Here is a 25,318-nt window from a genome sequence, read left to right as displayed (position 1 = left end):
TGGTTCTGAATGAGGCCGGCATATATATTGTTCCTATTCTGTCTCCTGCTGCTCTTCAGCACTATCGTCCCGGTCGTTTCTGCCGAAGGAGGGTATACGTACACCGCACAATGGGGGAATGCGGACCTGGGATACGACCGGTTCTCCGATCCGGAGGGTGTCGCCGTCGACAGCACCGGGAACGTGTTCGTCGTCGACCGGTTAGGCAACCAGGTCCTGAAATTCACGTCGACGGGCGAATTCATCACCCAATGGGGGAGTGCAGGGTCGGCAAACGGGCTCTTCGATAATCCCGGCGGCATCGCCGTCGACAGCGCCGGCAACGTCTACGTAACCGACACCTGGAACCACCGGGTCCAGAAGTTCACGTCGACGGGTACATTCATCACCCAATGGGGCGGGGAAGGTTCCGGAGACGGGCAGTTCGACTATCCCTACGGGATCGCCGTGGACGGTACGGGCACGGTCTACGTAACCGACACCTGGAACCACCGGGTCCAGACATTCACCTCGACCGGCGGATTCATCACCAGATGGGGCAGTGATGGGTCGGGAGACGGACAGTTCAAGAATCCGGTCGGTGTCGCCGTGGACCGTGGCGGCAACGTCTACATCACCGATTCGTGGAATCCCAGGGTCCAGAAGTTCAACGCGACCGGCGCGTTCATCACGCAATGGGGTGGTGAAGGTCCCGGAGACGGGCAGTTCGGCACCCCCTACGGTATCGCGGTCGACAGCGCCGGGAATGTCTACGTCGTCGACATCGGGAACCACCGGATCCAGGCGTTCACGTCGACCGGCGGATTCATCACGCAATGGGGCAGGTATGGTACCGGAGACGGGCAGCTCAACTATCCGCGTGGTATCGCTCTGGACAGCGCCGGCACCGTCTACGTCGCCGACACCGGGAACAACCGGGTCCAGAAGTACACGTCGACCGGCGGATTCATCACGAAATGGGGCGGGGAAGGTTCCGGAGACGGGGAGTTCAACCATCCCCACGGCGGTGCACAGGACAGCGCCGGGAATGTCTATGTCATCGACACCTGGAACCACCGGGTCCAGACATTCACCCCGTCCGGCACCTTCATCACGCAATGGGGCGTCAAAGGCTCGGGAGACGGGCAGTTCGCCTATCCGTACGGTATCGCCGTGGACCCTGCCGGCACCGTCTACGTCGCCGACACCGGGAACCACCGGGTCCAGACATTCACCCCGTCCGGCACCTTCATCACGCAATGGGGCCGGGAAGGCTCCGGAGACGGGGAGTTCACCTTTCCCGGCGGTATCGCCGTGGACAGCGCCGGGAATGTCTACGTGGTCGACACCGGGAACGACCGGGTCCAGAAGTTCACCTCGTCCGGCGCATTCATCACACAATGGGGCGGTTCGGGTTCCGGAGACGGGGAGTTCGCCTATCCGTACGGTATCGCCGTCGACATCGCCGGTGACGTCTACGTGGTCGACACCGGGAACAACCGGGTCCAGACGTTCAGTTCGTCCGGCGGATTCATCACGAAATGGGGCAATTCGGGTTCCCGGGACGGGCAGTTCAACTATCCGGGTGGTATCACGGTGGACAGCGCCGGCACCGTCTATGTTGTCGATGGATCGAACAACCGGTTCCAGACATTCACCTCGACCGGCGAATTCATCACAAAATGGGGCAGTGGGGGTTCTGGAGACGGGGAGTTCAACGATCCCCGTGATGTTGCGGTGGACAGCGCCGGCAACGTCTATATCGTCGACGAATCGAACTCCCGGATCCAGAAGTTCTCCTGGGTGGCACAGATCATGCCGCTCATTCCCGGTTTCACCGCGACACCGACTGCTGGATCCGCACCGTTGGCGGTACAGTTCATCGACGGAACGACCGGGGGGGCGACCTCCTGGTACTGGGACTTCGGGGACGGGACGTTCTCCGAAGAGCAGAACCCATGCCATCAGTACACTGCTCCCGGCACCTATTCGGTCACGCTGACCGCCGACAGGACGACATCCGCGAGCAGATCGATAACGAAGACGGCGTATATCACCGTCACGGTACCGCCGCTCGTTCCCGATTTCACCGCGACGCCGACTACAGGATCTGCTCCGTTGACGGTCCAGTTCACCGATACCACGACCGGGAGTCCGACCTCCTGGTACTGGGACTTCGGGGACGGGACGTCCTCCGAAGAGCAGAACCCATGCCATCAGTACACCGCTGCCGGCACCTACCCGGTCATCCTGACCGTCGACAGGACTCCGTCAGGGAGCAGATCGATCACAAAGACGGCGTATATCACCGTCACGGTGCCGCCGCTCGTTCCGGATTTCACCGCGACGCCGACTACAGGATCTGCTCCGTTGACGGTACAGTTCACCGACACTTCAACCGGGAGTCCGATGTACTGGTTCTGGGACTTCGGGGACGGGACGATCAGCACCGACATGACGGTTCAGAACCCGGCCCATCAGTACACTGCCGCCGGCACCTACCCGGTCACGCTGTACGTTTTGGATGCCACCGGCGGATCACAGAGGATCACAAAGACCGGGTACCTCACGGTGACCAGCCCGGTGATACTGGTCCCGGGAGGGTCCGCCGTTCCGCACGACCTCGACCAGGACGGGCTCTACGAGGACGTGAACGGCAACGGGGCCGGCGACTTCAACGACGTGGTCCTCTTCTTCAACCAGATGGACTGGATCAGCGATCACGAGCCGGCCGGTGCCTTCGACTTCAACCACAATGGTACGATCGATTTCGATGATATCGTCATCCTCTTCAACGAGATGTAGGATTTGATGCGGACCCCCCGCCATTCCTTTTTTCCCGACCTTCAGCCCAGGCAGTCGGGCCGCTTCACGCCAGAGAATCCCGGAGAGCGGCAGATCCTGAACCGGTGCCGGGCGAGGAACCGGAAATCCCGATAAAACAGTTCTTTTCAATGAAACCTGACGAAATATACGAAAATCCAAAAATATAAACTGAAATACTGATATGAATAATATATGGCAGATGGTGTGAGAGTCCTCTACGTCGACGACGAACCGGACCTGCTGGAACTGGGGAAGATATTCCTGGAACTGTCCGGGGAGTTTCATGTGGGGACCTTCTCATCTGCAGAGGAAGCACTGGCCTCCCCCTCAATCCAGTCGTGGGATGTCATCATCTCAGATTACCAGATGCCGGGTATGGACGGGATCGCATTCTTAAAAGCGGTCCGGAAACGGTTTGGCGACCTCCCGTTCATCCTCTTCACCGGCCGGGGGCGCGAAGAGGTCGTGATCGATGCCATCAATAACGGTGCGGATTTCTATCTCCAGAAAGGCGGCGACCCGCGGGCCCAGTTTGCCGAGTTAGCACACAAGATTCGGCAGGTTATGCGGCGGCGGGATGCGGAGCGGGAACTCCGGAGGAGCGAGGACCGGTACCGCTCCGTCGTCGACGATCAGACCGAGATGATCGTTCGGTTCACTGCCGATGGCACGGTCACGTTCGCCAACGAAGCCTACCGTCAGTATTTTCACCCCATCCTGGATTTCATAGATCTCGAGGGAAAGAAGATCTACGACCTCATGCAGATGGGAAATTATAAAACGGTGGCTCAGGATCTCGGATCACTCACCCCGGAAACGCCCATACATCATCTGGAACTGACGGTCCAGGACAGGGACACCAAGACATACTGGCAGAACTGGTCGGTCCGGGCCCTCTTCGACAGGGAGGGCAGACTCGGAGAGTACCAGGCTGTCGGCCGGGACATCACCGAGCAGAAGCGATCGTCAGCGGCACTGGCAGAGAGCGAGTCCCGACTCCGTTCATTCATCGAGTCGACCCAGGAGACGGTCACCCTGACAGACGAAGAAGGAAGCGTGATCGAGTGGAATCCCGCAGCTGAACAGATTACCGGCATCAGAAAGGAGGAGGCTCTCGGGAGTCACCTCTGGGACCTGACCTTCCGGATCGTCCCCCGTGAGAACCGCACTGAAGAACGCCGTGCAGCGATAGAACAGGGGATCCGTACTTCGCTTCAGACGGGCGTTCCGATCTTCGAAGAACCCCGGATTATTGAAGGAGAGCGTCCCGATGGCAGCCGGATCTACACCCGCCAGATCATCTTTTCGATCAGGACCGATAAGGGGTTCCGAATCGGTTCGACTGCGATGGATATCACCAGGGAGAAACTGGCGGAGGATGCCTTTATGGAGAGTGAAGCGAAGTACCGCGAGCTTGCAGAACTCCTCCCCCAGATGATCTATGAGATCGATCTGGATTTCCACGTGACCTACGCGAACCGGTATGCACTGACCGCTATGGGATTGACCGAACAGGATCTCAAAGACGGGATCAATGCCCTCTCCTTCTTCGACCCTTCCCAGTACGCACTCGTAATGGGAAACATGCAGAAAGCCCTGGAGAAGATGATATTTGAACCACGGGAATATATCGCGCTGCGGAGGGACGGCAGCAGATTCCCGGTGATCGTCTATCCGGCCCCGATCTACCGGGACAGGACGCTTACGGGGTTACGCGGGGTCATCGTCGATATCTCTGAACTGAGAAGAAAAGAGGATGAACTCCGGGAGAATGAAAAAAGGTTCCGCTCGCTCATTGAGACAATGCCGGATATGATCTGGGAGGTCGACCTTGAAGGGAGATTCCGGTACGTCAGTCCCACGATCTTCTCGATTCTGGGCTACACGCCTGAGGAGATCATCGGAAGGTCGATAACCGATCGTGTATCAGAAGACGCACGACCGTTTGTTATGCAGGAACTGGCCAGGTGCATCTCTTCGGAAGCTCCCCTTCCCCCACTGGTAGTACCCAGTTTCAATCGGAACGGGGAAGGCAGAATGCTCGAGATCCGGGTGTCACGGATCATGGACGGTGAGGGTGCATTGAACGGGTTCTATGGTGTGGCCCGCGACATCACCGAGAGCAGGAAGGCCGAAGAGGCATTCCGACAGAATTATGACGAACTGATCCGGAAGGGGGAGGTGCTCCGCATCAGCGAGGAGAAGTACCGGACCCTGGTCGACCTCTCCCTCGACGGTATCGTTACTATAGACTTTTCGGGAACGATCCTCTTTGCCAATCCGGCAGCCGGCAGGATCATCGAAGCGGCGGATTATCAGGCGATGATCGGAACGAGAAACGTGATGGAGTTTGTCGCCCCTGAATCACGGGCCGACGTACTCCGGGATCTCAGCCAGGTCGGCCGGGGTATCGATACGTACCTTGTTCACTATAAACTGATCACCGAGAAAAACCGGGAGATCTGGGTTGAGTGTATCGGCAAGAAGATCCCGTTCGGGGACGCTTCCGCGATGCTGGTCTCGATGCGGGATATTACGGAGAGTAAACGGGCAGAAGATATTCTGCGGAGATCGGAGAACAAATTTGCACTGGTCTTTCGGAACAGCCCGGTCCCGCTCACCCTCGTATCAGTCATCGACGGGATTTTTGGTGATGTCAACGATGCTTTCCTGAGCAGCACGGGGTATTCCCGTGACGACGTGGTCGGCAGAAGGGTGGATGAATCGGGGATCTTTGTCGACAGGCGTGAATATGAGCGGTTCGTCTCCATCCTTCAAGAACAGGGGACGGTCTCGGGTGTAGAGATACGATGCCGGACAAAATCCGGGGATGTCCGGACCTGCCGGTTCTCCTCGAGCATGATCCTGATGGATGAACGACCCTATCTGCTCTCGACGGTCGACGACATCACCGAACGCGAACCTGTCGTCACGGCCGGCCCGGTCTCCGGCGGCCATGGCTGATCAATCACCTTTTCTTCATGACCACGGCCCGGTTCACGAAGTAGAACGACCGGTCAATCTGCCGGAACCCCGCCTCCCCGGCACGGGCAACGTATTCCTGAAACTCTTCCCCTGATACGATGACCGGCTCGGCACAGTACAGCGTACCGCCCGGTTTCAGGAGCCTCGCTATCTCCTGGAATAATTTCGCCGGATCGGGTACCTCGTGAACGACAAACATCGCGAAGGCGGCGTCAAAGGTCCCGTTCATCTCAGGGGGGAGGTCTATGGCGTCCGGTCTGCACTGGTGCAGCCGGATCCGCGTCATCAGCCCTTCGGGTTCAAGGTTCCCTCGAAGAATGGCGAGCATCGCCGCCTGCAGGTCGACAGCGCAGACCTGCCCGTTCTCCCCGACACGCCTGGCAAACTCGCGGGTGAAGAAACCCGGCCCGCAGCCGAAGTCAAGCACGCGATCTCCTGGCTTCATATACTTCTCTGCGAGCCTGTCGGGGCGATAGAGGAACCATCGCAGGCGCATATCGAGGATGGATGCACGCTTTGCCGGGAAGACCTCATGGTGACGACGATTCGGAACCATGGAGCAGTGTTGGTTCACCGTGGGGATAACCGTTCGCCGGCCTGAATCGGCGAGCAAAACGACGAGTACGGATTCGTTCTCTTCGACGTTCGTCGGCGTCCCGGACTCAGGGCTGCGAGGGCCGACGATCGGGCTTCGCCGCCGGAGATCGAAATAGCAATGGTTAACCCGATGCCGGCCAATACAAACCCTATCCAGGTGGTACTCCTTGAGGTCTTCGTCAATGCTGTATATCATCGGCGTCCTGCTCCTTCTGAGCGTCCAGGTCGTCTCGGCTGAAGAGCGATATGTCTACTCCACACAATGGGGCGGTCTCGGCGATGCAGACGGACAGTTCACCTGGCCAGGAGGGATCGCCGTCGACAGCGCCGGCCATCTCTACGTCACCGAGGATGTGGCCGGACGGGTGCAGATGTTCACCTCGAACGGCACCTTTCTCACGAAGTGGGGGACGAGAGGCTTCGGGAACGGGCAGTTCATGAACCCCGGCCAGGTCGCGGTCGGCCCCGACGGCTCGGTCTATGTCACCGACACCGGCAACCACCGGGTCCAGCAGTTCACCGCCAACGGCACCTTCGTCACGAAGTGGGGGACCGCCGGCACCGGGAACGGCCAGTTCACCACCCCCGATGGGATCGCCGTCGACCGTGCCGGCAATGTCTACGTCACCGACACCGGGACCAGGCTGGTCCAGAAGTTCACCGCCAACGGCACCTTCATCACGAAGTGGGGGAGCTGGAGAACGACGGTGGAGACCCCCTGGGGGACGAAGTTGCCACTAACAGAGACGTTCTACACCCCGAAAGGGATCGCGGTCGACGCCGACGGCTTCGTCTATGTCACCGACGCGACGTACGACTGTGTCGACACGTTCACCGCCGACGGCGCCTTTGTTACGAAGTGGGGGACCGCCGGCACCGGGAACGGGCAGTTCCAGGGCGCCTACGGGATCGCGGCCGGCGCCGACGGCTCTCTCTATGTCACCGACTACGACAACAGCCGGGTCCAGAAGTTCGCGTCGAACGGCACCTTCGTGACAAAGTGGGGCGGGGCCGGCACCGGGAACGGGCAGTTCAGAGCCCCTGAAGGGATCGCGGTCGACGCAAACGGCACCGTCTTCGTCGCCGACTACGACAACAGCCGGGTCCAGATGTTCACGCTCAAACCCCTGACCGTGACCCCCCCGACCGTCTCCCCCATCCCCTCGGTCCCGGGCGGGGCCGGCACCCCGGCCTCGACCACCACAGGCACCTGCGATGACGTGAACGGCGACGGGGGGCTCGACTTCGACGACGTGGCCCTCTTCTTCAACCAGATGGACTGGATCGCCGCGAACGAGCCGGTCGCCTCCTTCGACTTCAACGGCAACGGGGCGATCGACTTCGGCGACGTGGTCTGCCTCTTCAACCGGACCTGATCCTGAATCGGTCCGGACGACCGTGTGGACGGCCGTGCAGTCGTCACGAAAAAAAGGATCCCCTATCCCTTCACTTCAGCGACTGCAGCGGCCAGCCGCTTCCCGATCGCGTCCCAGTTCACGATCTGCCAGAATGCGTCGACGAACTTCGCCCGGTCGTTCCGGTAGTCGACATAGTAGGCATGCTCCCAGAGATCCAGCACCATGAGGATCGGGAGACCCGGGAACAGGTTCAGGTTATGCTTCTCGATCTGCATGATCAGCGGCCTTCCGGTCCGGTAGCAGTAGCTGACCGCGGCCCAGCCCGAGCCCTCCACGCTCGTGGCCGCCAGGGAGAACTCCTTCTTGAAGCGGTCGAATCCACCGTACTCTTCATCAATCGCCTTCGCCAGGTCGCCTCCGGGCAGCCCGCCGCCACCCTTCCCTGCCGGGGCCAGGTTCTGCCAGAAGAGGGTGTGGAGCCTGATCCCACCGAGCTGGAACGACAGTTCCCTGGCGGTCGCCTTGATATCGAGATCGGTCTGGTCCTTCCGGGCCTTATCGATCTTCTCAAGGATGGCGTTGGCCCCGGTCACGTATGCCTGGTGATGCTTCGTGTAATGAAGGGTCAGCTGCTCTTCAGAGATGTACGGTGCGAGGGCCCTGAAGTCGTACGGCAGGGCTCGAAGTGTGTAGAATTTTTCCATGATATCCCCTGATACGTGACCATACCGTACTGATCCTATTTGTATCATTGGATGGGGTGAGGTACGGCGAAGAGGCCGGGTCGAGGCATTATCGACCGGGTTGACTCCGGGGCAATGGCCGCGACATTCGGGATATTTCTGTAATTCCTGGCTGACCTGCCTATCCCCGGCGAGGTATCAATGAGAAGAGTCGTTCTCCCTCCCATCAATTCACCGCATGGTTTGCAGTGAGGGCCCGCACAACGTCCGGTTCACCGGTCCCAACAATTCCGATCCTCCTGCTTCTCTCCCCGACAATCCCTGTTATCCAGGGCTGCATGGTACAATCCATTCGGTGACAAGACAATGCTTATCAGCTTCCGGGTGCATCATCCCGGCATGGCAGACATGATGGATTACATGTGGGGCGATACCAGTGGTTTCGGCTACGGATTCCCCTTCTTCGGCTGGGGCATGATGCTGATCTGGCTGGTCTTCTTTCTTGTCATTGGATATCTGGTATACCGGGATGCGAATACAAGAGGAATGAACGGGCTGCTCTGGGGAATACTGGTCATCATCCCGATGGCGGGGATCCTGTTCCTGATACTCTATGTCATCATGCGGGAGACCAGTTCGCAGCAACCGCTGTCCGAGGGAAAGACTCCAATGGATATTCTGAAAGAGCGGTACGCAAAAGGGGAGATCACCGGCGAACAGTTCAGAACAATCAGCGAAGACCTGGAAAAATAACCGTCACTTTTTTTACGTCATTTCGTTACTATCCCCGGTGTTTTCAGATATCCCTGCCCGAGGTACCGATGAAGCTGCCGGCGTGGCTGAACCGGACGGTCTGTGGCGCCGGGATCGCGAGATCCTCTGGCCGGCGGTCATCCCCTGGTTCCCTGCACTCTTCGCCGCCCTCGGCCCCGGCCCATCATTGCCTCCCAGGATGGGCTCCTTTACGGTGCAAGGCGTTTCTCTCCGTCGTGCTGGTTTGGAATCGCAGATCTCTCCCACACCCTGCTCAGGCAATCGCCATCGTCAGTGCCGGCCGGCAGGAGAAGGTAAATATCTTCAGGGAGAGGATCAGAGGGGCACATCATCAAACCCGTACAGGGAGGAGATCATGACGCACGATACGGTCCGGGACTATCGGAGATCGATGAAGATCGCACTGGTCATCACGCTCGTCTTCTTTCTCGTGGAGGTTGCCGGAGGGCTGCTCTCCGGATCGCTCGCCCTAGTCAGCGATGCTGGACACATGTTCAGCGATCTCCTCTCGCTCCTCCTCTCCCTCGGGGCGATGACCCTCGCCCTTCACCTTCCCACCAAAGAGCGGACCTACGGGTACCACCGCGGGGAGATCTTCGCAGCGTTCATCAACTCCCTGCTGCTGATCGGGGTGAGTGCCGGCATCCTGTGGGAAGCATACCAGCGGGCCCTCCACCCGGCCCCGGTGCAGGGCGGGCTGATGTTCATTGTTGCCTGCATCGGTCTTGCCGCGAACCTGGGCGTGGTCTTCCTCCTCCACGGGAGCCAGAACCTGAACGTGCGGAGCGCCTTTTTCCATGTGGTGGGGGACGCCGTCTCGTCGCTGGCGGTGATCGCGGCCGCTGCGTGGATCTCGTTCACCGGGCAGGTGATCGCCGATCCCATCCTTTCCGGAATCATCGCCGTCCTGATTGTGATCGCTGCTGCGAGAATTCTCCGGGAGACGACCATGATCCTTCTCCAGTTCACGCCGCAATCGGTGGATTTCGATGCGGTCGTTGCTGACATGACCGCCGTCGACGGGGTGGACGGCGTGCATCATGTCCATCTCTGGAGTCTCTGTTCTGATATCAACGTGCTCGATGCGCATGTATATTCTTGCGAAAGGGACGTGGAGAAGATCGAACAGACGAAACAGGAGATCAAGGAGCGGTTGAAGAAGTACCGAATCCTCCACTCTACCCTGGAGTTCGAATGCAATGAATGCAAAAACTGTGCTCTCGTGGAGCATATCGCTGACCACGGTCACGAAGGGCTGCCTCCGCATGCACACTGATTTTTAACGAGTCCCCTGGTAGCAGGGGTGTCTTCGCGCCCGGATCAGCCGCTGCCCGTCCCTGTCATCATCGGGCTGAGGAGGTCCATGAGGCGGGCGATGTGACCGTGGCAGAGGGCGGCTCCGATGATCGCGATCCCCACTGGGCCGAACCGGTAGCGTTCCTCCTCGCTCGGATCCATTCCTTTCATGATCTCCCGTCCGACGGATTAACCTTCTCAATCCATCCGCCTGCCGGCCGGAAACCCGATATGTTTATTACTGTCCGTGTGATAAGGACTCGCCATGGTACTCTATGTCATGCTCGGAAACCTGAAGAGCGAGGCGTTCTCCACCCTGGACGGTATTGAAGACCGGGACCGGAGACTGATGACGCTGATGGGATCGCTCGGGGGGAAGATCGTCGGCCTGTATTACATGATCGGCAGGTACGACTTTGTGCTGATATTCGATATGCCGGATAAGGAGAATCTCGTGAAGTTCCTGGCAATTCTCGGGAAGCGCGGATCCGTCAGGACCGAGACCCTGGAGGTCGTTCCTGCTGATCTGTTCTACAAGATATCCAGGGAGATCTGAACTGTCGCAGGGGGATCATCCTGCACCGCCGGCCGACGCCGTGGCAGGCCGCCCGCTGCTCCGGCACCGGACCGTCCGCGATCTTCCAATTCGTCGTCCCGCCGGCCTTGCCTCCACTGGTGACGCAGCGTATATCCAGGGTTAAGGTAGATGGAGATCTGTGTGAGCACCCCTCGGCCGCACAGGAGAAGAGATGATCGAAACGCAGGGGGATATGGTCCTGACCCTGGTCGGGATCTTTGGATCGTTTGGCATCGGCTGCTGGCTCGGCCAGCGCCGGGTCTGTGCGGTCCTGGATGTGATCGACGCATTCCGGGACCAGTCCCGGACCTATTACGAGGCGGCCGGCGACGGCGAGATCTCGGACGAGGACGCCCACGCGATCGCGAAGGTCACGCAGAAGTTCTTCTGCCGGCTGGACGCGGCCGTGGCCCTCTTCTCGGACCGGTGATCCGTCCCGGTCTCCCGGGGGGCCGGCGGTTCAATCGGTCGGCCGGCCCTCTCGTTCTCTTTTCAATCCTTGGTAGTTCGTTATCTTCTGCGGTCATGCCCTGATCAGGCACGGCCCAGGGTTAACCGGATTGTGTGGCTCTTGTCCCAGCTGCCACCCGGGCCGGCTAACAGTCTGATTTCGCCCTGTGCCGAGATCCCGTGGAGCAGGACCGTGGCCTCCTCGAGACATATAGTGGCGGCGGCGCCTGTGCCGCATTCAAGGCCCGCTGGATTGTCGCCACGGCCTTGACGAGTTGCTCCTGAATGCTCGGCTCCTCACCCATCAGGCGGATCTCTGACACTTCGGGTGGCTTGAGCGAAAGAGACATCTCTTGGATATACTCGTTCTTCAATTCTCCTGCGATTGAGAAGTTTATCGGCTTCCATTCAAACCCGCCGCCGAAATTCTTTACAAGCACGCTCTTCATCACGATCTCGATCTTTCTCACCGTAAGGTCCGATCCAATCAACGATTCCAGAAACCCGCTCTTGATCTGCTGCACCACTTCGTCCATGCGTGGACCGGCGGTAAGATGCGATTTGTCGCTTTTCTCTTCTCTCATGCACCGGCATGGACGGTTCATGGTTTAAAAATGGCACTCGCGTGCTGTGTTGCAGCGCTCGAGGATCTCCTCATCTCAAAGGAGAAGAGTGGCGCCGGCCCAACATCCACTCCTGCTGCTGTACGGTATAATATGAAAATTGCCCCACAATCCTGGAGGGACGGAGCAAAGCAAGCCATTGCACCACAACCTATGGAACCCAAAATGGATGGGCACGTAATGATCTTTAATAAAATTTTTTGAATTCAACATCGCTGAAATCAGGAAGGTGTGAACGTCATTGAACCGTATCGTTGCTCTGCTTCATGCTTTTGTCTGGAAGGGTGAAGCGGAACGTGGACCCCTCACCGGGCGTGGACTCGACCCATATCCTCCCCCCATGTCGCCCGATTATCCTCCTGACGATCGCCAGGCCGATCCCGGTCCCCTCGTGTTCGCTTGTCGTATGGAGCCGGCGGAACATCTCGAAGATCGCGTCCAGATACTCCGGCTCGATCCCGATCCCGTTGTCCCTGACCGCGAACTCCCACCAGTCGCCCTGGCGGACGGATGAAACCCGGATAAGAACCGGCACCTCCGGCTGCCGGTACTTGATCGCATTCCCGATCAGGTTTGAAAAGACCTGCTCGAGCTGCGACGGGTCGGCCATAACGATCGGCAGCGGATCGACGGTCACCACAGCACCTGCCTCCCTGATCGGGATCTCAAGCGAATGGACGGCATCGGCGGCCACTGCGCCGGCATCGGTCGGGGCGAGCGACTGCGCCTCAGGTGTCTCAATCTGGGAGAACTGGAGCAGGTCTTTGATCAGCGCCTGCATCCGCTGGCCGTTGTCGATGATGAACTGGATGTACTCGTCTGCACCCGTGTCGAGCCGGCCCCGGTATTTGCGATCCAGGAGCTGGCTGAAACTGACGATCGATCGCAAGGGCGCCTGCAGGTCGTGACTCGCGACGTACGCGAATCGCTGCAGCTCCTCGTTGCTCGCCTGCAACCGTTCGGCATAGTTTTTCAGGGATTCTTCAGCCTCTTTTCGTTCGGTGATATCCCTGATGATCATCGTCGTCATCACGGCGCCACTCCGATCCGTGAAGAGGGAGGAGGTCACCTCCCCCGGGAAGACGGATCCGTCCTTCCGTCGATAGGTCAGTTCCCCCTGGAACCGGCCGGTCCTGATCCGTTCCTCGTGGGCGGCGACGCGTCCGGGAGCCGACAGGTCAAAGATCAGATTTCGACCGTCCCGGATCAGTTCCTCCTCGGTCATGCCGAAGATCCGGCGGGCCCCGGCATTGGCCGCATGGATGGAGCAGTCCGGAGTAGTGAGGAGGACAGCATCGACACTGTTCTCGACCAGGGAGCGATACCGGTCCTCACTCTCTCTCAGTGCCTCCTCGGCCTGCTTGCGTTCGGTGATGTTACGGAACATCACGGCGATCCGTCCGCCACGAACCAGGAACGCGGTCACCCGGTACCAGCGTCCGAGCGCAGGGAACGACTCCTCGAAATCAGTGGCTTTGCCGGTCCTGCCGACCTCGAGATATCGGTCGAACCAGGGACGGGTAAGTTCTGGCAGCATCTCGAAGGCGGTCCTTCCAACGATATCGGCGGCCGGCCGGCCCAGCTCCCGGACGAGGGCCGCGTTGACCTCGATCAGGCGGATGTCGACCGGCGTGCCGTCAGGACTGTACACCGTCTCGCAGATCGCGCAGGGATCGATCTGGTTCTCCATGAACGACCGGGCTCCCGCCTCGCTCTCAGCCAGGGCGTGCTCGATCGCCTTTCGTTCGCTGATATCGTGGCTTATGCCGATCACCCCGATGAACGCTCCGTCCTCGTCGAATACCGGCGCTTCGTTCGCATGGACGGGGAAGCGGTAGCCGTCGTCGTGGTGAACCAGATACTCGCCGGACCAGGTCTGGCCGCAGCCGAGTAACGCAGCCCTCTGATCGGCGTCGTCCTGGGGCAGTTCGCGCACGACGATCTTGTTCAGGCTCTGGCCCATCGCCTCGGCCTCCTGCCGGCCATATATTTGCGTGGCCGATCTGTTCCAGTAGATGATCCGTCCGGCAGGGTCGGTCGCGACGACTGCATCGGCGACGGCGTCAAGCATGCGGCTCTGGAGGCGCAGACGGTCGTAGTCCTCCTTCCGATCGCTGATCACGACGCTCAGCTTCAGAGAATCGTCGACCATGATGGGGGTCATCGAGATCAGTACCGGAAATGACCCGGCACCACTGCATATGAGCATCTCGCCCCTGCCAGGGGTGGTCACGGATCTGCAGAGCAGCTCGTCGAAGCGACTGCGATCCCGGGGTGCGATATGATCGCGAAGCGGGGTGCCGATGATTGCAGAGAGGCGCTGCCGGCGCATTGCAACGAAGGCCGTGTTGGCGTACAGAACCATCCCGGTCGTTGTCAGGGTGAGGGCCCCCTCCTGGATATTCTCGACAAGGACGCGGTACAGGTAGTCCGCCCCTTTAAGCGTGTAGATCTCCTTTCGCCCCTCTTTCGAGACGACGATCGCATCCACCTCTCCGGACTGAATGGCATTCAGGGTCTCTTCGATCTCCCGGTTCCGGGAACGCAGGTCTTCGAGTTCCTGCCTGAGCCTCTCCATCTCCTGTTTCATAAGCGTCCTTCGCCCCCTTCAGGTCTTTGGGATCAGGTCGAGCCCGATGAGCACCTTATCCTTCTCGGTCATATCTCCGATGACGCGTCTGAGCGGCAATGGCAGTCGCCTGATCAGGGTTGGAGCGGCAAGGACGAGATCCTCGGGGATGGTGGTCAGGTCCTGATAGATATCGATCACCTCGAGCTCGCACCGGCCTTCCAGATATTCTTCACAGATCCTCTTCACGTTCTCGACGGCCGTCTGCGAGCGGGGCGAGTTGCCGGCGATATACAGGCGGAGCACGAATGGACCCTCTCTTATTTCGTTCAGTTTCCGTTCGAAATCTGCGGTCACGTCTCCGGAGATCTTCTCGTCGTTCATCAGCGCACTCTCTTCAGGTCGAGACCCACCAGCACCTTCTCTGTGTTGGAGAGGTCCCCGATGATCTTCTTTATCGGCGTCGGGAGATTCCTGATCAGGGTCGGAATGGCGATGATCTGATCCCCTTCGGCCAGCTGGGGGTTGACCAGGAGATCGATCACCTCGATCGTGTACCGGCCCTTCAGATGCTCCTCGCAGATCCGCTTCAGGTTTTCGAAGGCCTTCAGCGCCTTCGGAGTCTGCCCTGCCACATACAGCCTGAGTCTCCAGAACTCATCGGAAGACGTCGCCTTCTGGTCGGCGGTCGTCATAATCTCCCCCGTCTGCCGGCGCCGGTCATGACCGGTCCGCCTGGCGCTCTGCAGCGAGCGCCTCGCGGGCCCTCGTGGCGGCGTCGTCACGTGCCTGCTCCTGCTCGACGAGGATCGCAAGATCCTGCTCATCCCGGGCGAACCGCTCGTGAAGCACTGCGACCTCGTTCTCCATCTGGCGTCGTTTCTGCTCGAGTTCCCGCTTCCTGGCTTCGATAGCCTCGCGGTTCCGGGCCACGTCAGCCAGGTCCAGATTCTCCTGTGCGATCCTGGCCGAGCCGAAGAGAACCCTGTCCCCGCCCATATAGACATCGAGGAGCTCGATCCCCTGATCTGAGAGGACAAATTCCCGGAGCTGGTTCGAGTGGGGCATCCCCCGTGACTTTGCGATGGCGAATGTGCGGTTCCGCTCCCCTCCGCCCTCGACATTCTTGAGGAGGAGCCAGGTGTCCATCAGCGAGGAGACATGCATCTGGGTGGTCTCCAGCGCCAACGACCCGGCCGTCGAGGAGTCCGAGAGGTTCGTGAAGAGGCCGGTGATCCCGAGCGTCTTTGCATGGTCGATCAGGCGCATCAGCATCGAGCGGACCTGCAGGTCGTCGCCCACAGGAAAGAGGTTCGAGATCGGGTCGACGACCAGCACCTGGGGGGAGACCTCCTCCATCAGTTTGAGCATCATCGAGAGGTGCATCTCCAGGCTGTACGTGGTCGGCCTGACTGCGTGGAACCGGAGGAGCCCCTGCTCAACCCAGGGTGCCAGCTCGAGCCCGATCGAGCGCATGTTCCGGACGAGCTGACTCTCCGACTCCTCGAAGAGGAAGTACAGGCATCGCTCCCCGCGCCGGCATGCGGCATCGACGAAGGTGGCGGCCAGGCTGGTCTTGCCGGTGCCGGCCTGGCCGGAGACCAGGATCGAACTGCCGCGGTAGTACCCGAGGCCGCCGAGCATCGTATCGAGCCGCTGGATGCCGGTCGAGACCCGTTCGGTCGAGGCCGGGTGCCGGAGGGAGATCGAGGTGATCGGCAGCACCGAGATCCCGTCCTCACTGATCAGGAACGGGTACTCATCCGTGCCATGGACGCTCCCGCGGTACTTAACCACCCTGAGCCGCCTGGTCGCGATCTGATGGTTCACCTGGTGATCGAGGGTGATGACGCAGTCGGCCACATACTCTTCAAGCCCGTACTTGGTGATCGTCCGGTCTCCGCGCTCACCGGTGATGACCGCGGTGATCCCCCGGTCCTTGAGCCAGAGAAAGAGCCGGCGGAGTTCTGAACGGAGGATCGCCTCATTGGAGAAGCCGGAGAAGATCGTCTCGATGGTGTCGATGGCGATCCGTTTTGCGCCGATCCGGTCGATCAGCATTCCGAGACGGATGAAGAGCCCTTCGAGATCGTACTCGCCGGCCTCCTCGATCTCGGACCGGTCGATGAAGATATGATCGAGAACGAGCTTCTTCTGCTCGACCAGGTCCGGCAGATCGAACCCCATCGACGCGAAGTTCTTTATGAGGTCGTCGACCTTCTCCTCAAAGGCGACGAAGACGCCCGGCTCGTCATGGTCGACGATCCCATGGACGAGAAACTCCATGGCAAAGAGCGTCTTACCGCACCCGGGCCCGCCGCTGACCAGGACGGGCCGGCCCTTCGGGAGGCCGCCACCGGTAATCTCGTCGAGACCGCGGATCCCTGAGGATACTTTCTCCAGTTCTGGTGCATGTGCTTTCGTAGCTCTCTCCTCACTTCTCAAAATTCACCGCCTTTTGTCCCCGGAGCTGCTCCGGGCAATGTTCATGGATAAATCACTAAAGATCCTGAGTTTATTAAGATGTTCGTTTTTTTTCGCCACGCGCCTTGCAACGATGAAGGGCCGGGCCGACGGGTTCAACCTTGACTGATCATTCCCATTTTTTCAAGTACCGTCGGCACCATCCTGATCTGTTCCGCTCTGCCGGCGACCGCCGATCGCACAACACCGCCGGCCCCCGTCGCCGATGACGAATCGCGAGCGAGGTTAGGTATATTCTCGTCCATGTTTTTCTTGTCGGCCGGTCTCTGCGAGGGGGCGGGGGCCGGCCGCACGGAGTAATCATCATGGGAGATTTCGTAGAGTCACGTATCACGAAGACCGCGGTCAGAAAGCTGACCGCACCGATCGCGGACATCACCGCATTCAACAGCATCGTCGCAGGGGTCATCGCCGATAACCCCTGGAACTGCACCGCCTACCAGGTCGGCACCGAGAGTTACCAGCCGGTCACCAAGAGCAAGGAGGCGTACACCGCCCGGATCGCCTACCAGGACGGGGACGCCAGGACCGTCGGCACCGTCTCGGCGAAGGCGCCGTCCGTCGCCGGCTTCAACGCGGCCGTCACCGCTGTGCTGGCCGACACCGCACTCCAGACCGCGATGGGAGCGGTGGCCGCGAGCCATGCCGGCGACGACGACACCTTCTCAGCCACGCTGAAGTGCCACGACGCGAACGGGGAGGTCTATACCGTCGCGTTCAGCCGGAGCCAGGTCACGATCGGGTCCTACTCGGACGACGCGATCAGGACCGCGGTCGAGACCTGGGCGGACGGCGTGCCGGCCCTGGCCTGAGTGGGGAGAAACCCACCTCACCCCTTTCACACCTGAAAAAAACACCGACCGACCGGTGCATCGAAAACCTGATTAACCGGGAACAGTAATAGGTACGTGCCTGTGGCTCCGGGGCATTCGTTCATATAAACCACATTCCCCAAAATGTGAGACGGAGCCGACTTTCCTGCAATCGTTCCGATTATTTCGCGTACTTCCGGCGTTCGAACTTTATTCTGCCGGCCAGAGGTCCCCTGATATAGTGCTCGTCCGATAACTTCGACAGAGATGCCGGCTCCATCCGGGGCGGTCATCTGAAGGAGATGGACGGTGACGATAGCGGATCGCCGGGGCCGGCATGATATCGTACACGTTCAGGAAACGTTCGAGAAGAGCAAGCAGAACCGAAGTCTGCAACAATCTTTTTTTCAAGATTATTACAGGCGGTTCAACTTGTATATTTACATATTAAGGCCATGACAATAATATTTTTGGTCGTGGGGGGTTTGCGGGAGCCCGAACTGCCCGGGGATGGCATCCCGCCCGGGTACGGCCGGCACCCCTGACACCTGCGGAACCGGGCAACAAGTTATACGATTCCGATACATTCTATGATCAGGAAATGACACCAGATGAAATCGATGATGCACCGGAGTGTCCACGCCGGGGAAGGCCGCGCCTTCGGCGGATTATCATTGGCGACCAGGAGTCCCGCTGTTTTCGTCCCTGCTGCTGCCCGGAGGAGGAAGAGGGACCGGGCATCTCGCTGCTCCCCGACGAGATCGAGCTGATACGGCTCATCGATCTCGACGGACTGGACCAGGAAGAGGCCGCAGCGCGACTCGGGGTCTCGCGCAAGACCGCATGGCGCGATCTGCATGAAGCCCGGCGCAAGATCGCCGACGCACTGGTCCACGGGAAAGGGATCGAGATCTCCGGGTGCACAAAAGCGGCCGAAGGCCGATGCCCGAAGTGTCCCAGGTGACGGTTCCCGCGGTCCCGGACTCGTCCTCGTTCTAGATCCCGGTCTGCACCTCTCTTTTTATGATCAGATACTTATGCGCATATGTGTAGATAATTACTGGAGAAGGGAGTGATCATGCCGCAACCATTCATCAGTGTACAGGACCTCTGCATGGACTTCGAGAACACACGAGTCCTGAACCAGGTCTCGTTCGAGATCCAGGAAGGGGAGATCATCGGCGTCATCGGCAGGAGCGGGGCCGGCAAGAGCGTGCTGATGCACCTCCTCCGGGGGGTCGAACAGCCACCGATCAGCGGGTCCGTCATCTATCACATGGCCGCATGCGACCGCTGCACATTCATGGACGTCCAGAGCCGGGCCGGCGGGATATGCCCCGAATGCGGGGGAACTCTCGGGGCCGTCGACGTCGATCTCTGGGATGAGAAGAACGATGGCATGAAGTCCCGGGTCATGAACAGGACCGCGATCATGTTCCAGCGGACGTTCGCCCTCTATGGCAACGACCGGGTCATCGAGAACGTCCTCCACGCCCTCGACGACGTCCGCTACCCCCAGGAACGGGCGGTCGGTCGAGCCGCCGATCTGATCGAACAGGTGAAGCTCTCGCACCGGATGATGCATATCGCCCGCGACCTCTCGGGCGGTGAGAAGCAGCGGGTGGTCCTCGCCCGGCAGCTCGCCAAGAACCCGGCGATGCTCTTTGCCGACGAACCGACCGGCACGCTCGATCCCGAGACGGCCCGGCAGGTGCACCGGATGCTCACGCAGGCAGTGCAGGAGAACGGCATGGGCATGGTCGTCACGTCGCACTTCTCCCAGGTGATCGAGGACCTGGCAGACCGTGCGATGCTGCTGGTGAACGGGGAGATCGCCGCGATCGGATCTCCGAAGGAGATCGTCGGTTCGTTTGGAGAGGATTACCATGCGATCGAATCCCCGGTGCCGGTGAGCCATGGCGAGAAGATCCTGACGGCCCGCGATGTCGAGAAGCGGTTCATCTCGGTGGACCGGGGCGTGGTCAGGGCCGTCAACGGGGTCTCGTTCGAGGTCTCACAGGGGGAGATCTTCGGGATCATCGGGAAGAGCGGGGCCGGCAAGACCACCCTCTCACGGATCGTCGCCGGCATCATCGAGCCCACGGGCGGGGAGATGAACATGAAGGTCGGGGAGGAGTGGATCGATATGACCAGGCCGGGGATCGAGTTCCGCGGCAGGGCGAAGGGGTACATCGGCCTCCTCCACCAGGAGTACGACCTCTACCCGCACCGGACGGTCATCGACAACCTGACCGATGCGATCGGGCTGGAGTTCCCGAAGGAGCTGGCGGTGCGCAAGGCGGTCGTGACCCTGAAGATGGCCGGGTTCACCGAGGATAAGAGCCGGGAGATCCTCGACCGGCTGCCCGGCCACCTCAGCGAGGGGGAGAAGCACCGGGTCGCCCTCGCGCAGGTGCTCATCCGGGAGCCGCGGCTGGTCATTCTCGACGAGCCGACAGGGACGATGGACCCGATCACCAAACAGGATGTCAAACATTCGATCCTGCACGCCCGCGACGAGATGGACGAGACCTTCGTCGTCGTCTCCCACGATATGGACTTTGTCCGGGACATCTGCGACCGTCTGGCCCTGATGCGGGGCGGCAGGATCATCGCGATCGGGCCGACCCGGGAGATCCTCGAAGCGATGACCGACGACGAGAAGAACGAGTGAGACCGGGCGAAGGCGCCCGGAGGTCTGCGGTAACCAGAGGAGATGTCGAGGGAAGCAGTACAGATAAAACGATCACGAACCATGACCTGAATAAAAATTTTGAAAAAGCCCGAAAGAAAAAGAGCGGGATCCCCGGTGGCCGGCACAGCAGGTCCGGACAATCCCTATTAGAGAAGCAGGCCGGCGAGAGCAAATACCGGCAGCATGGTAACGAGCGCAAGATGGGCGCTGTACCCGGGAGCTGTCTGGAAACTGTCCTTCAGGGTCTGCCACAGCCGGGTATACGCCGTGAGCGCTGCAATCACCTGCAGGATTGCCGCAGCAAGAACGATCGCCGGCATCAGGGTTACGACCGCAGCGAGCGTCACGATCAGGGCGAGGACAAGCGCCCCGAAATGCAGTGCAAGCCTCATGCCCTGCATCCGGAATATAATGAAACCGGTAACCATGCTGCTGAAAAGGATCGCGAGCGCGATCACCTGGTACGTCATCTCCATCTTTTTTCACCTCAAAAATTCACGATTGTATTCGCGGGATCGCTCAGGAGCTGGATATAGGTCGCAGCGCCGGCCAGTTTTACGCCGGGAACGAGATCCGCCTCTCCCAACCCCCGGAATTTAGCCGAGAGTTCGCAGGCATAGATGGTTGCGCCTGCTGTGATCACTTCATCCATCAGCTGGACAAGGGGCGGAAAGTCCGGGTGCTTCACTCCCGCAGCATTCCCTTTCCGCGCAATGCCGACGCCGTCCATGAGCAGGAAGATGGTCACCGTCTTGCCCATGCTCATGGCAACCTTCGAGAAGATGAAGGTCGCATAGGCCCGTTCGGCATTCCCGATGCCGTTGCTCTGGGAGACAAGAACCCGGTCCCGTGCCGCGAGGAGAGCGGCCTCTCCTTCGTTCTCTCTCTTCTCCGCTCTCTCTCTTCTCCGCTCTCTCGATCACGATGAAATGCCGGTCCCCTTCGGCCCCGTCTTCCAGAATCCGGGACCCGGAGGCGGTGACGGCAGCCGAGACGTCGGCGATGGTATCGTGACTTGCGCTCTTCACTTTCAGCCGCTCCCCGACTGCCAGGTCTGCGAGCCGCTCGCCGACGATGATCACCGGCCCGGGGCAGGTCTCCCCGGTGATATCGATCTCTTCCATGGTCTTCCCTGAGGGCACCATCCGGACTTCAACATCCTCCCGAAGCCTGGTTACTTCCAGCGAATACCCGTACTTCCGTGCAATACCATCCATGCCGGCCTCCGCACCCGGGCTGACGATGAACCTCACCTCTTCTCCAGGGACCTGGCTCCTCAGGACATTCCCTGCAAGAATTCCGGCGTTCGGGGCCCTGATACCCAGAACCTTCACAGTCTTTACCATATTACCCCCACTTCTGCTTGAAGGTCCTGAGTGCTTCAACCATCGCGCCGAGATCCTGCGGCGGGAAACCGAGAATCACTTCATCTTCGGCAATACCGGAATATTTCCGCGACCCGTTGCACCCGAGCGTCATGTTCGGGACTCCCCGCTGCTTGACCGCGACAACCGCATCGGCACAGAGCGACTGGATTCCTGAATAATCGCTGGCGATCCGGCCTCCTGATGTGTGGAGGTATGCCTGCGACAGCCGGAGCGCCTGCCGGGGTGTCACGACGAAGACGACCACGTCAGGTTCGAACTCAGCCTTCTCGAGGGGTGCATAGACCGATGCATAATTCGTCTCGTCAAGCCTCGGGATGGCATGGACCGTCTCCACGGCTCCCTCGACCGTCTTGAAGTTCCCGAGTTTCTGGTACGTTGTACCGTCGGCGACGATCTCCGGGGCCGGCTCGATTCCCATCACCGAAGCCCCGCCCTTGCACTGGTGTTCGGCCCGGGTGGCATACCCGGTCAGTCCCCTGAGTCGTGCTTCCTGCACGAACTGGCAGTGCCGGTGTTTTTCATCGATCTTCTGACAACCGGGCGGGATGTCTGCCTGGGTTTTCGCAAGTTTTACTGCAACCGGGCTTCCCTTCAGTCCCAGAAGCTCGATGAGATCGTTCGCAATTGTCTCGTAGGTCATTGTACTCTCTCCGGATTCCCGGGGTCAGCCCGGGACATTAGACAATATTGTCTAAATTACTGATCACTATTATACGATATAATCTTATTGGTTGCTGACACCCTGGCAGAATAATTTTTTAAGAGGGTTTACAACGAATTTTTTGGGAAGAGGAGGATATTTTTATCAGCAAGTACCTTTATACTACATTGTATAGATGTCCCCGAGCGAATCCCTCTCCGAGACCGAACAGCTCATCCTCTCGTACCTCGGGTCAAACCCCCCCGAAGAATGTATGCTCGACAAGATCGCGATGGGGATCGGCAAAAGCAGGGCGACAGTACTCAAATATCTCCAGGCCCTCCATGCACGAGGGATCCTCGATCACCGGGTTATCGGCAGAAACAAGCACTGGATGATCAAACAGCCCCGGGTACTGGATGCTCCGGCCTACGGGACGGAACCTCTGAACGATACCCGTGCGCTTGCATCCCGGGCATTTGAGATGCATGCCGCGCTGCTGCGTCGGGCCGAGCTCGAGACCCTGCTCGCCACCCCGGAGACGATCATCTTCACCATCCTAAAAGATACGACCATCGTCTTCAAAAACCCCCTTGCCGAATCGCTCTTTCCCGGCGTACTGACGTTCCAGGAACTCATGAATCCGGGACAGGCTGCACACCTTCAGATGAAACTCCGGGCGGGAAACGACGGATCTCCCGTCTCCCTCGAGCTCACCCTCAAGGAGCAGACCGGGGTCCTGCGCAGGTACCTGGTGACCTTCGTCTTTCCGAATCCGGGCGAGCCATCGGGATGCATCGCCGTTGTCGGGGAGGATCTTGCATGCCGGCAACGCTCGAAACGCGATTTTGCTTCCCTTCTCTACGTAATCCGGACCGCAGGGGTAACCCGGACCGAAGAGGATCTTCTCAGGGTGGCGATGAAGGGCATCCGGGAACGACTGGTTCCCTATCGTTTCGGGGCGGTATTCCTGGAAGAGATGAGGATGGCCTATTCCACCCGGGCGATTCCGGAATCGGAGGTGCTGCAGTTCCTGCCGCTGGTGAACCGGTGCCGGGATTCTCTTACTACGGTTGCAATCGGAAAGGACGACCGGGCCTTTCCGATCCTGCAGTCCCTCGCCGGCGTCCCGGGACCTGCCGGTGCGGTGGCAGTGCCGATCATTGAGGCGGAACAGGCAGTCGGTGCGCTCCTCCTTATCCCGGATACCGAGATCTCGACGACCGATCTCGGCAATGTCGAGATCGTCGCCGATGAGATCTCCAGTGTTCTCAGGATGCAGCATCTCGACCGGGAGCGAAACGAGTACATCAATACACTCCTCGCATTGAACCGGCTCTCAGGGATACTGAACGAGGAGCGGGATGAAGAGGCCCTGCTCTCGCAGGCCATCGAATCCGTTATGGACTCGCTGGGCTTTGAGATGGGATGCGTGTACCTGAAGGATGAAAAAGACGACATGATCCCCCGCGTCCAGAAAAATATGCCCGAGAGCCTTCGGAAGATGTGTGTTTCGGGAATTTTCAATACCCTCTTTGAGCGGGCGTTCGCCGAAAAGACGGTCCTCTACCTGACACCGGATGTCCCGGAATATGCCGGCCTGGATCCTGCCATCAGGAGGAGTCATGTCCGCACGCTCCTCATCATACCGATCCGTATCGGGGATACGGTGGAAGGTCTGCTGAACATGGGAAGCAGGATGGAGAAGCAGTACCTGCCGGTCAGCCTCGAGAATATCGTATCGCTCGGCCTTCAACTGGGCACGGCGCTAGAAAGGTCCCGTTTTGCACGGGCCCTTGAGAACCGGAACAGGGAAGACACCGAACACTAACCGGTTCGTCTTTTTTTGTTGTTGTCGTTCTCCAGAAAATCTGTGGGTACAACGGTATCCTACCACCAGCAGAATCCTCTCCGTCATCGGGGCCCCGGTATCACGCGGGGAGAGATCGCCCTGGAACTGGGGCTGGCCGGCCCTTCCGTCACCCGCTGGACTCAGCGGTTGATCGCCGAAGGGGTGGTGACCGAAGTCCGTGACGGCCGGCGGGTGTATTTTTACCCGGTGCCAGGCAGTGCCGGTGCACAGACGCAGGCAGTACCGGAGAATTCATAACCGGTCTTTCTTTTTTGATCGTCGTCGAAAAACGAGCCTCCTTTCAGGGGACGCAATCAATATCCGGAGAATACGGTTTGATGTCCACGATCGGCGTACCGTCGAGGGCATCGAGGCCGCGGACACGGAGCATGTTTCCGTCGCGCCCGAGCAGGTCGACAACAGAAAGCGCGACCGGGTTGGGGCGGTCGGGCGAGCGGGTGGCAAAGACCCCGTGCTCGATCTTCCGGTGCGGGGGTGTCGCCCTGAGCAGTGTCCGGTCAGCCCGGTCGAACCATGAGAGGACGATCAGGTGCGATCGCGTCTCCACATCCTCAAGTCCGGGGAGGTAGTGTTCGTCGATCACGATCTCCGATACCGTATCCGACATGCGTCCCTGCTGGGGGGCATCCTGCTTCTCCTTATAGGGGGACCGCACATACCCGATCGGCCGGATTGTATTGTCGAAAACCTAACTGTTTATACAGTTAGA

General features: G+C 59.7%; 24 protein-coding genes and 1 pseudogene. 12 read left to right on the top strand and 13 right to left on the bottom strand.

Going from position 1 to position 25,318, the window contains the following annotated elements; all coding sequences use genetic code 11:
* Positions 1 to 27: 27 nt before the first annotated feature.
* The gene (locus tag ACFKSJ_RS02395) at positions 28 to 2,784 is read left to right on the top strand and encodes a PKD domain-containing protein (protein ID WP_440950675.1); all 2,757 of its coding nucleotides are present in this window, start codon (positions 28 to 30) and stop codon (positions 2,782 to 2,784) included.
* Between the two features lie 213 nt (positions 2,785 to 2,997).
* Positions 2,998 to 5,769 (top strand): PAS domain S-box protein, encoded by a 2,772-nt coding sequence (locus ACFKSJ_RS02390; protein WP_440950674.1) that lies wholly within the window; start codon positions 2,998 to 3,000, stop codon positions 5,767 to 5,769.
* A 4-nt stretch (positions 5,770 to 5,773) separates the two neighbouring features.
* Here ACFKSJ_RS02390 and ACFKSJ_RS02385 read toward each other — a convergent pair whose 3' ends face one another.
* The gene (locus ACFKSJ_RS02385; RefSeq protein ID WP_440950673.1) at positions 5,774 to 6,583 is read right to left on the bottom strand and encodes a class I SAM-dependent methyltransferase; all 810 of its coding nucleotides are present in this window, start codon (positions 6,581 to 6,583) and stop codon (positions 5,774 to 5,776) included.
* On the opposite strand from ACFKSJ_RS02385, the gene ACFKSJ_RS02380 reads away from it, so the two are divergent.
* Entirely contained in the window at positions 6,570 to 7,763 is a 1,194-nt protein-coding gene (locus tag ACFKSJ_RS02380; protein ID WP_440950672.1) for a 6-bladed beta-propeller, read from the top strand. The genes ACFKSJ_RS02385 and ACFKSJ_RS02380 overlap by 14 nt on opposite strands.
* A 62-nt stretch (positions 7,764 to 7,825) precedes the next feature.
* Here the strand turns inward: ACFKSJ_RS02380 and ACFKSJ_RS02375 are convergent, their stop codons facing one another.
* Positions 7,826 to 8,449 carry a superoxide dismutase gene (locus ACFKSJ_RS02375; RefSeq protein WP_440950671.1) on the bottom strand — a complete coding sequence of 208 codons (624 nt, stop codon included), beginning with the start codon at positions 8,447 to 8,449 and terminating at the stop codon, positions 7,826 to 7,828.
* A gap of 378 nt (positions 8,450 to 8,827) precedes the next feature.
* Here ACFKSJ_RS02375 and ACFKSJ_RS02370 point away from each other — a divergent pair, with 378 nt between their 5' ends.
* Both ACFKSJ_RS02370 and ACFKSJ_RS02365 read left to right on the top strand, forming a co-directional pair.
* Positions 8,828 to 9,181, top strand: a complete 354-nt coding sequence (locus ACFKSJ_RS02370) for an SHOCT domain-containing protein (protein ID WP_440950670.1) — start codon at positions 8,828 to 8,830, stop codon at positions 9,179 to 9,181.
* Positions 9,182 to 9,557: 376 nt separating this feature from the next.
* On the top strand, positions 9,558 to 10,478 hold the full coding sequence (locus ACFKSJ_RS02365) for a cation diffusion facilitator family transporter (RefSeq protein ID WP_440950669.1): 921 nt from the start codon (positions 9,558 to 9,560) through the stop codon (positions 10,476 to 10,478).
* 44 nt (positions 10,479 to 10,522) lie between these two features.
* On the opposite strand, the gene ACFKSJ_RS02360 is transcribed toward ACFKSJ_RS02365, so the two are convergent.
* Positions 10,523 to 10,669 carry a hypothetical protein gene (locus ACFKSJ_RS02360; RefSeq protein WP_440950668.1) on the bottom strand — a complete coding sequence of 49 codons (147 nt, stop codon included), beginning with the start codon at positions 10,667 to 10,669 and terminating at the stop codon, positions 10,523 to 10,525.
* 94 nt (positions 10,670 to 10,763) lie between these two features.
* Between ACFKSJ_RS02360 and ACFKSJ_RS02355 the strand changes: the two genes are divergently transcribed.
* Positions 10,764 to 11,054 carry a GYD domain-containing protein gene (locus ACFKSJ_RS02355; RefSeq protein ID WP_440950667.1) on the top strand — a complete coding sequence of 97 codons (291 nt, stop codon included), beginning with the start codon at positions 10,764 to 10,766 and terminating at the stop codon, positions 11,052 to 11,054.
* Between the two features lie 193 nt (positions 11,055 to 11,247).
* On the top strand, positions 11,248 to 11,505 hold the full coding sequence (locus ACFKSJ_RS02350) for a hypothetical protein (protein ID WP_440950666.1): 258 nt from the start codon (positions 11,248 to 11,250) through the stop codon (positions 11,503 to 11,505).
* Positions 11,506 to 11,671: 166 nt separating this feature from the next.
* On the opposite strand, the gene ACFKSJ_RS02345 is transcribed toward ACFKSJ_RS02350, so the two are convergent.
* The 5 genes from ACFKSJ_RS02345 to kaiC all read right to left on the bottom strand — a co-directional run bounded on the left by ACFKSJ_RS02345 (position 11,672) and on the right by kaiC (position 17,162).
* Positions 11,672 to 12,109 (bottom strand): hypothetical protein, encoded by a 438-nt coding sequence (locus tag ACFKSJ_RS02345; RefSeq protein WP_440950665.1) that lies wholly within the window; start codon positions 12,107 to 12,109, stop codon positions 11,672 to 11,674.
* A 277-nt stretch (positions 12,110 to 12,386) separates the two neighbouring features.
* A complete protein-coding gene (locus tag ACFKSJ_RS02340) occupies positions 12,387 to 14,726 on the bottom strand; it encodes a PAS domain S-box protein (protein ID WP_440950664.1) in 2,340 nt (779 codons plus the stop codon).
* 30 nt (positions 14,727 to 14,756) lie between these two features.
* The gene (locus ACFKSJ_RS02335; protein ID WP_440950663.1) at positions 14,757 to 15,101 is read right to left on the bottom strand and encodes a circadian clock KaiB family protein; all 345 of its coding nucleotides are present in this window, start codon (positions 15,099 to 15,101) and stop codon (positions 14,757 to 14,759) included.
* The gene (locus tag ACFKSJ_RS02330; protein ID WP_440950662.1) at positions 15,101 to 15,412 is read right to left on the bottom strand and encodes a circadian clock KaiB family protein; all 312 of its coding nucleotides are present in this window, start codon (positions 15,410 to 15,412) and stop codon (positions 15,101 to 15,103) included. The genes ACFKSJ_RS02335 and ACFKSJ_RS02330 overlap by 1 nt, the downstream gene beginning before the upstream one ends.
* A 25-nt stretch (positions 15,413 to 15,437) precedes the next feature.
* Complete coding sequence (kaiC, locus tag ACFKSJ_RS02325) at positions 15,438 to 17,162, bottom strand: circadian clock protein KaiC (RefSeq protein WP_440950661.1); 1,725 nt, start codon at positions 17,160 to 17,162, stop codon at positions 15,438 to 15,440.
* Between the two features lie 344 nt (positions 17,163 to 17,506).
* Between kaiC and ACFKSJ_RS02320 the strand changes: the two genes are divergently transcribed.
* From ACFKSJ_RS02320 to atwA, 3 genes are all read left to right on the top strand, one after another.
* On the top strand, positions 17,507 to 18,013 hold the full coding sequence (locus ACFKSJ_RS02320) for a hypothetical protein (protein ID WP_440950660.1): 507 nt from the start codon (positions 17,507 to 17,509) through the stop codon (positions 18,011 to 18,013).
* 601 nt (positions 18,014 to 18,614) lie between these two features.
* Positions 18,615 to 18,977 carry a DUF134 domain-containing protein gene (locus ACFKSJ_RS02315; RefSeq protein WP_440950659.1) on the top strand — a complete coding sequence of 121 codons (363 nt, stop codon included), beginning with the start codon at positions 18,615 to 18,617 and terminating at the stop codon, positions 18,975 to 18,977.
* Positions 18,978 to 19,091: 114 nt separating this feature from the next.
* Positions 19,092 to 20,687 carry a methyl coenzyme M reductase system, component A2 gene (gene atwA, locus ACFKSJ_RS02310; RefSeq protein ID WP_440950658.1) on the top strand — a complete coding sequence of 532 codons (1,596 nt, stop codon included), beginning with the start codon at positions 19,092 to 19,094 and terminating at the stop codon, positions 20,685 to 20,687.
* Positions 20,688 to 20,854: 167 nt separating this feature from the next.
* Here the strand turns inward: atwA and ACFKSJ_RS02305 are convergent, their stop codons facing one another.
* The 4 genes and pseudogenes from ACFKSJ_RS02305 to ACFKSJ_RS02290 all read right to left on the bottom strand — a co-directional run bounded on the left by ACFKSJ_RS02305 (position 20,855) and on the right by ACFKSJ_RS02290 (position 22,736).
* Positions 20,855 to 21,184 (bottom strand): DUF5400 family protein, encoded by a 330-nt coding sequence (locus ACFKSJ_RS02305; protein ID WP_440950657.1) that lies wholly within the window; start codon positions 21,182 to 21,184, stop codon positions 20,855 to 20,857.
* An 11-nt stretch (positions 21,185 to 21,195) separates the two neighbouring features.
* A complete protein-coding gene (locus ACFKSJ_RS02300; protein WP_440951397.1) occupies positions 21,196 to 21,492 on the bottom strand; it encodes a DsrE family protein in 297 nt (98 codons plus the stop codon).
* Between the two features lie 190 nt (positions 21,493 to 21,682).
* Positions 21,683 to 21,832, bottom strand: a pseudogene (locus ACFKSJ_RS02295) (sulfurtransferase TusA family protein); the annotation flags it as partial.
* 223 nt (positions 21,833 to 22,055) lie between these two features.
* The gene (locus tag ACFKSJ_RS02290; RefSeq protein ID WP_440950656.1) at positions 22,056 to 22,736 is read right to left on the bottom strand and encodes a DUF169 domain-containing protein; all 681 of its coding nucleotides are present in this window, start codon (positions 22,734 to 22,736) and stop codon (positions 22,056 to 22,058) included.
* Positions 22,737 to 22,932: 196 nt separating this feature from the next.
* Here ACFKSJ_RS02290 and ACFKSJ_RS02285 point away from each other — a divergent pair, with 196 nt between their 5' ends.
* Positions 22,933 to 24,567: a GAF domain-containing protein gene (locus tag ACFKSJ_RS02285; RefSeq protein WP_440950655.1), complete on the top strand. Its 1,635-nt coding sequence runs from the start codon at positions 22,933 to 22,935 to the stop codon at positions 24,565 to 24,567.
* A 42-nt stretch (positions 24,568 to 24,609) separates the two neighbouring features.
* Positions 24,610 to 24,846: a winged helix-turn-helix transcriptional regulator gene (locus ACFKSJ_RS02280; protein WP_440950654.1), complete on the top strand. Its 237-nt coding sequence runs from the start codon at positions 24,610 to 24,612 to the stop codon at positions 24,844 to 24,846.
* A gap of 43 nt (positions 24,847 to 24,889) precedes the next feature.
* Here the strand turns inward: ACFKSJ_RS02280 and tsaA are convergent, their stop codons facing one another.
* A complete protein-coding gene (tsaA, locus tag ACFKSJ_RS02275) occupies positions 24,890 to 25,273 on the bottom strand; it encodes a tRNA (N6-threonylcarbamoyladenosine(37)-N6)-methyltransferase TrmO (RefSeq protein WP_440951396.1) in 384 nt (127 codons plus the stop codon).
* Between the last annotated feature and the right edge of the window lie 45 nt (positions 25,274 to 25,318).

It is taken from the genome of Methanosphaerula subterraneus (assembly GCF_052055875.1).
Lineage (GTDB): Archaea > Halobacteriota > Methanomicrobia > Methanomicrobiales > Methanospirillaceae > Methanosphaerula > Methanosphaerula subterraneus.
This window is presented reverse-complemented; position numbering and strand designations above follow the sequence as displayed.